Genomic DNA, 5,520 nt, shown 5'->3' on the forward strand with positions numbered 1-5,520 from the left:
CAACGAGCTTCACTACTCGGAGAGTTGCGCGATGGCCGCCTCATGACCAGGGGCTATGCCGAGATCGCTGCTACACCACTCGGCGGGACACCATCGTTGGATTGTTCCGGACGGCTTGTGGGAGCTCGCCAGGCCGCTGATTCCGGACGACCGGGTGCGGCCGCAGGGCGGCGGAACACCGAACACGCCCGATGAGACGCTGTTCGCGGCGATCATCTACGTGCTGGTCAGCGGCTGTGCCTGGCGGGCTCTGCCACCGTACTTCGGCATATCGAAGTCGACGGCTCACCGCCGGTTCATGATCTGGTCGAGGGCGGGGTCTGGGGCCGCCTCCACGAAGCGGTCCTCCACCAACTCGACGACGCGGGCCTCATCGACGTCTCCCGCGTTGTCCTCGACTCCGCCCACGTGCGCGCTAAAAAGGGGCGAACACACAGGTCCGAGCCCCGTGGACCGGGGTAAGCCGGGTTCCAAGATGCACGTCCTGTCGGACGCGAACGGACTGCCCCTGGTCATCGGCGTCTCCGCCGCCAACGTCCACGACAGCGAAGGCCTGAAACCGATGGCCTGACCCAACCGGATGAGATCGCCTACTACTTCGCCTACGCACCCGTCACCTGCACCATCATCGACCTGGCCAGGGTGGCCGGCATGCGCTGGGCCATCGAGGAGTGCTTCCAGGCCGCGAAAAACGAGTGCGGTCTCGATGAGTACGAAGTCCGCCGCTACCCGGGCTGGTACCGCCACATCACCCTGGCCATGCTCGCCCACGCCTTCCTCGCCGCCCTCGCCGCCGAGGCCGTAAAGGGGGCAGCAGAAACGAATCCAGCAGCCTCGTTCCCTCACCGTGGCAGAGATCCGCAGACTCCTGGACACTCTCCTGCCCCACTCCAGACCCCACCACAACAAACGCCAGCACGACCTGCTTCGCCACCAACACCAACGACATGCCGATCGCGGCACTGGAGCTGCGGCACCGTCAGCGAGCCCGGGCTGAGGACCGCATACGGGCCGCGCGGGCCACTGGCCTACGCAACCTGCCCCTGCACGACACCGTGCAGAACCAGATCTGGCTGGAGATCGTCTAGCTCGCCCTGGACCTGCTGGCCTGGATGCCCATACTCGCCCTGACCGGCGAAACCCGAAGGTGGGAGCCCCGCCGCCTCCGGCTCCGCCTCTTCTCCGCTGCTGCCCAGCTCGTCACCAACGCCCGCCGTCGGCACCTGAGATTCGCCCGCCACTGGCCCTGGACCGACATGATCACCGCCGCCCTGGCACAGCTCGAAGCTCTCCCGAACCCTGGCTGACCAGCACGTTCCCGTCCCTGCGAGCAGCAACACCCCGACCGAAGCCGTGGAACCCGGCGCCTACCCGACACGACAGTCGGGCCATCAGCCTGACCGCCACCAGCCCGAACACCCGAAACGGCCCGCCGAAGAAACCGACGGACCGTCACGAAAGATCGAGGCTAAGTCGCCGGACGGCCTCCGCATCAAGGCGGTAGTGTAGCCCGGAGTTCCCTGCGATTGGCAACGCCGAGTTTCTTGTAAATGCTGTAGAGATGGTTGCCCACGGTTCGACTTGAGACAACCAACTGGTCAGAAATCTCTCTGTTGGTGAGACCTCGCGCCGCGAGCAGGGCAATTTCCCACTCTCGTCTCGTCAGCGGATTCAGAGGCGGCGTCAGTGCTACCTCGATGCTTTGAGTTCCTTCGCAGCGTTCCACGATCCGGGCTGCCTGGGTTGCAACAGCAGTTGCCCGTCGTTGCTGTCCGTCCGACATGAGACGCTGGGACGCCTTGACATAGGACTCTGCCGCGATCAGTAGAAGTCCGGCCTCCTCCAATCGCTTGGCAGTTGCCACGAGTTGTTGAGGACAGCGCTGGTACAGCGCTGACGCATGCTCGGCCTGCAGTGCGACAAGCGGGCTGTCCGAGTGCTCGGCAAGTGCTCTGAGACGCATGTGGACACTGCTGGCGTCACCGAGACGAGCTATGGAAGACAGGTGGAACGCCTCGGTAGCGAACGCACCAGCCTTGTGGGCAAGATTCGCGGAATCGAAGAGGCCGCCGCGGGCCGCGCTGAGGTTTCCCAGGGCAGCCAGCCGCCACGCAGGCACTGCAGCAGCATCGGGGTGTTGCTGACCTGACGCCCTCAGCTGCTCTGCTTGCTCCGAATACCGTCCCGCGAGCTCTGCATTTCCCTGGGTAGCCGCGGTCAAGGCAAGCCCCGACAAAGCCAGCCAATGAAGGCCTCGAAAGTTATTGTCGGAAGAAAGGACAGCGGCATTGGCGTACCAGGTCTGGGCACGTGTCAGATTACCGGCACCGTACTCCAACCGACCCAAGGCCAGCGCTAGCCAAGCTTGCGCGATCAGGGAGCGATCGGCGGCGACCTCGACATAAGCCGACTCTCCGATTCGTCGAGCTTCATCAAAACGCCCCGCCATGGAGAGGACCCGCACCCGAACCATCAGAGCCATGCGCGGGTCTAAGCATCCGACCGCTTCCGATGGTGGCAGCTCCGCGTGCCATGCATGCTCGGTGAGGGCTAGCGCATCCGCAGTCCTGCCCGCTTCAGCGAGGGCATACGCCTTCCAGAGGGCACCCACAATGCGCACGCGAGGCTCAGCCATGGCTTCAAGATCGTGAAGCAAGTCAAGGACACATGTGACTTCACCGCCAAACGCCCTCAGGTGAGCTTCAACCACTCGCAACGACTCATCTGCAACGGCTCCCTGTAGTTTTGCCCGCGCGTGGCGCACGACTTCCAGGGCGTCATCCACCCGCAAAGCCCCCCACGCCAAACATTGGGCCCGCAAGGTCACGGCAAGGAGTAACTCCTCTTCTCCCAGCGCTACGTCGGCGGCTTCGCGCAGAATCCGGTCCGCCTCATTGAAGCGGCCGAGCTCAAACAGGGCTTCGCCATGCAGCGTGCGCGGTCCGGCACCAGGGTCCACGCCGCTCAGGGCCTGGGCAAGCCGCGCCACCGAGACGAAGTCCCGAGCGTGCCGGGCCATCAGCACTGCGTGCCGCAAGTGCTCTCGATCTGCGGTACCCGTGGCAGCCAGCTGCCACGTGACGATCCGGAGGCGGTCTTCACGACGGCGGGCGCCGTAACCCTCCAAACGTTCGACGCTCTCCAGGAGAAGGCGCCTTGTCTGTGTCTGCCCCAGTGCGGAACGCATAGCTTCCCCATGCAGGGGATGCGTCAGGTCAACCACACGGCGCCGACGGCTCGTGACCACACGCACCACGTCCAGCTCCTCCAAGCGGGCCATGATTTCCGGATCGATCTCGTCGGCGCCAATGGCTCCGCACACTGCGATGCGCTCCAACACGGTGCGCCCCACCCGGCACACCGCGCGAATTCGACCATGAATCATCTCAGCAATGCGCTGAGTGCCCCTGACCGGACCCACCAAGCGCCACACCCCCCCTTCCCCGATCAGGACCGCGCTGTCCAGCGCTCCGCGGACCAACTCCCGCAGGTAGAGGGGATTGCCACCGCTGATGTCGTGCAGATAGCGAGCGGTCCACTTCTCGACAGGCCCGCCAAGAACCGCATGCAGCACCGTCTCCACCTCTGCAAGGCTCCACACCTGAAGATCGATACGAGCTCCTCGGTCTCCCCGTTCGAGTCCTTCGACTCTCTCCGCCAGCACCGCTCCACTCCGCAGCGTGCCTAGAAGGAAGATCACGCCTGCGTCCAGGAGCTGGCCGAGCAGGGTCATGGAAGTAGCGTCAAGGAGGTGGAGGTCATCGATAAACCAAACCGCGCGTGAGCGCTTCCCCTTCTGCGCGGTGAGATGCTGCGCCGTCTTGTCAAACAGTGATATCGGATTGGAGGCATCGATTCCTGACGGCAGCAGGTGTGCGATGGCCCCCAGAGGGATCGTTCTTGCGGCCATCCCGGCAACAGCCCTAGAGCACACGTAGCCTTCGCCGGCGGCGAACTCCAAACATTCCTCAGCCAAACGCGTCTTACCTGTTCCCGCCTCGCCATGGATGAGATAAACAACATATCGAGATCCGACAAGACAATTCTGAAAGCGTCGTACTTCGTCATCCCGGCCAGTCAATGGCCAAAGAGCATGCGCATATTCGATACTCATCAGTTCCGTCCATGACTCGAAGCGTCCGAAAAGGAAGGCGGAAGCCCGGCTGGGCCGGTCCCCGGCGGCCGCAAGGTGGACCGCAGGTGGGCATCGCTGACGCTGCCTCTGCACGCGGGCCAAAGAAGGCCCAGGGCTGCCAGGGGGCAGAGGCTGTGTCGGCCAAGCCCGTTGACGACCAGCTGAGCGACGAGCTGGTGGGGCGCGCTCAGGCCGAGGGCCTGCATCTGGCCGGTGAGGGCAGCCTGCTGCGAAGCGCTCGGCCATGCGCGACGCGAATGATGGCTTGTGCGCTACGCGCCAGCGTCTCGCGGGGTGGACTGTTGTCCCGTGTACCAGGCGGCGATCTGTGTCCGGGAATTGAATTCCAGCTTCGTGAGAATGTGGTCCACGTGCGCCTCAGCGGTGCGGCGCGCGATCACCAGTCGCGCCGCGATCTCCTTGTTCGTCAGGCCGCGGGCAACCAGTTCGGCGACCTGTTCTTCACGAGGCGTCAGGGGACTCTGCGCCCGCGACGTCCGAGAGACTGGGGAGACTGGCACTACCTCGAGCGCGTAGTCAATGGCTTGCTGCCTGGGCAAGGCGTAACCCCGTTGAAAGGCTGTCTCGAACGCCTGCTCGCCCATGGCTGTACGCGTCGCGGTCATATGCTGCTGATGAAGCGCTGCCATGACGAAATCTTGGAATGAAGCACCCATGTCGTCCCAAACGGAAGCGGCAGCACCGAAGAGGGTGGCTGCGCGGATGTGGTGCCTTTGTCGCTCGTTCGCCCAGGCCAGCGTCTGGAACGTGAAGGCCGAGAGCATGTAGCCCATTTGGCCTTGGAACCGCAGAGACTCTTTTCCCGCTGCCTCCGCCCGCTCCGGGTCGTGGTCGACCTCCACCGTCGCGGTGGCCCACAGTGCCCACGAGCGCCAGTACACATCGCCGCGTCGAGAGGTGATCGCGATGCATTCGTCGAGCAGGGCTAGGGCCTGGTGGCGTTCACCAAGGAGGCCCAGGAGGAGACCGTAGGTGAGCAACGCGTACAGCAGGTCGCGCACCTTACCGACGGCCCGGAAACCTGTCAGGGCCTCACCCAAGAGTGCGGCCGCGCTCTCCACCTCGCCGACGTGCACTTTCGCCATACCGTGCATGAAGGTGACATGGGCGCTTTCGGAGCTGTCCCCGAGCCGGCCGGCCAGTTCGGTCGCCTCAGCCAGCAGGGGTACGCCGGCATCGAGGTCACCCTGATGAATGGTTTGCATGGCACGCATGCGCAGTCCCGAGACGCGCTCACGCGTGAGTTCAGGTGCCGCCACAAGTGCTCGATCGAGCCAGTGGCGTGCTTCGGTCAGCAGGCCTCGGGCAGCCCAGTATTCCTCGATCGTGATGATCATGTGCAGTGCGGTGGTCGCCCCGCCGGG

At 64.4% G+C, this 5,520-nt stretch carries 2 protein-coding genes and 3 pseudogenes; 3 read left to right on the top strand and 2 right to left on the bottom strand.

Going from position 1 to position 5,520, the window contains the following annotated elements:
• Window positions 1–55: 55 nt before the first annotated feature.
• The 3 pseudogenes from AC0699_RS39140 to AC0699_RS39150 all read left to right on the top strand — a co-directional run.
• Window positions 56–565, top strand: a pseudogene (locus AC0699_RS39140) (IS5 family transposase); the annotation flags it as partial.
• Between the two features lie 68 nt (window positions 566–633).
• A pseudogene (locus AC0699_RS39145) lies at window positions 634–777 on the top strand (IS701 family transposase); the annotation flags it as partial.
• A 143-nt stretch (window positions 778–920) separates the two neighbouring features.
• Window positions 921–1,307: pseudogene (locus AC0699_RS39150) on the top strand (transposase); the annotation flags it as partial.
• A 185-nt stretch (window positions 1,308–1,492) separates the two neighbouring features.
• Here the strand turns inward: AC0699_RS39150 and AC0699_RS39155 are convergent.
• Both AC0699_RS39155 and AC0699_RS39160 read right to left on the bottom strand, forming a co-directional pair.
• Window positions 1,493–4,114 carry a helix-turn-helix transcriptional regulator gene (locus AC0699_RS39155; RefSeq protein ID WP_478671268.1) on the bottom strand — a complete coding sequence of 874 codons (2,622 nt, stop codon included), beginning with the start codon at window positions 4,112–4,114 and terminating at the stop codon, window positions 1,493–1,495.
• A gap of 293 nt (window positions 4,115–4,407) precedes the next feature.
• The coding region (locus AC0699_RS39160) for a LuxR C-terminal-related transcriptional regulator (protein ID WP_478671272.1) at window positions 4,408–5,520 on the bottom strand (1,113 nt) is incomplete at its 5' end.

The sequence above is a fragment of the Streptomyces sp. NPDC043870 genome (assembly GCF_056435785.1).

Coding starts and splice junctions, on each gene's coding strand:
- AC0699_RS39155 (WP_478671268.1), bottom strand. CDS start 4,114: ATGAGTATCGAATATGCGCATGCTCTTTGGCCATTGACTGGCCGGGAT.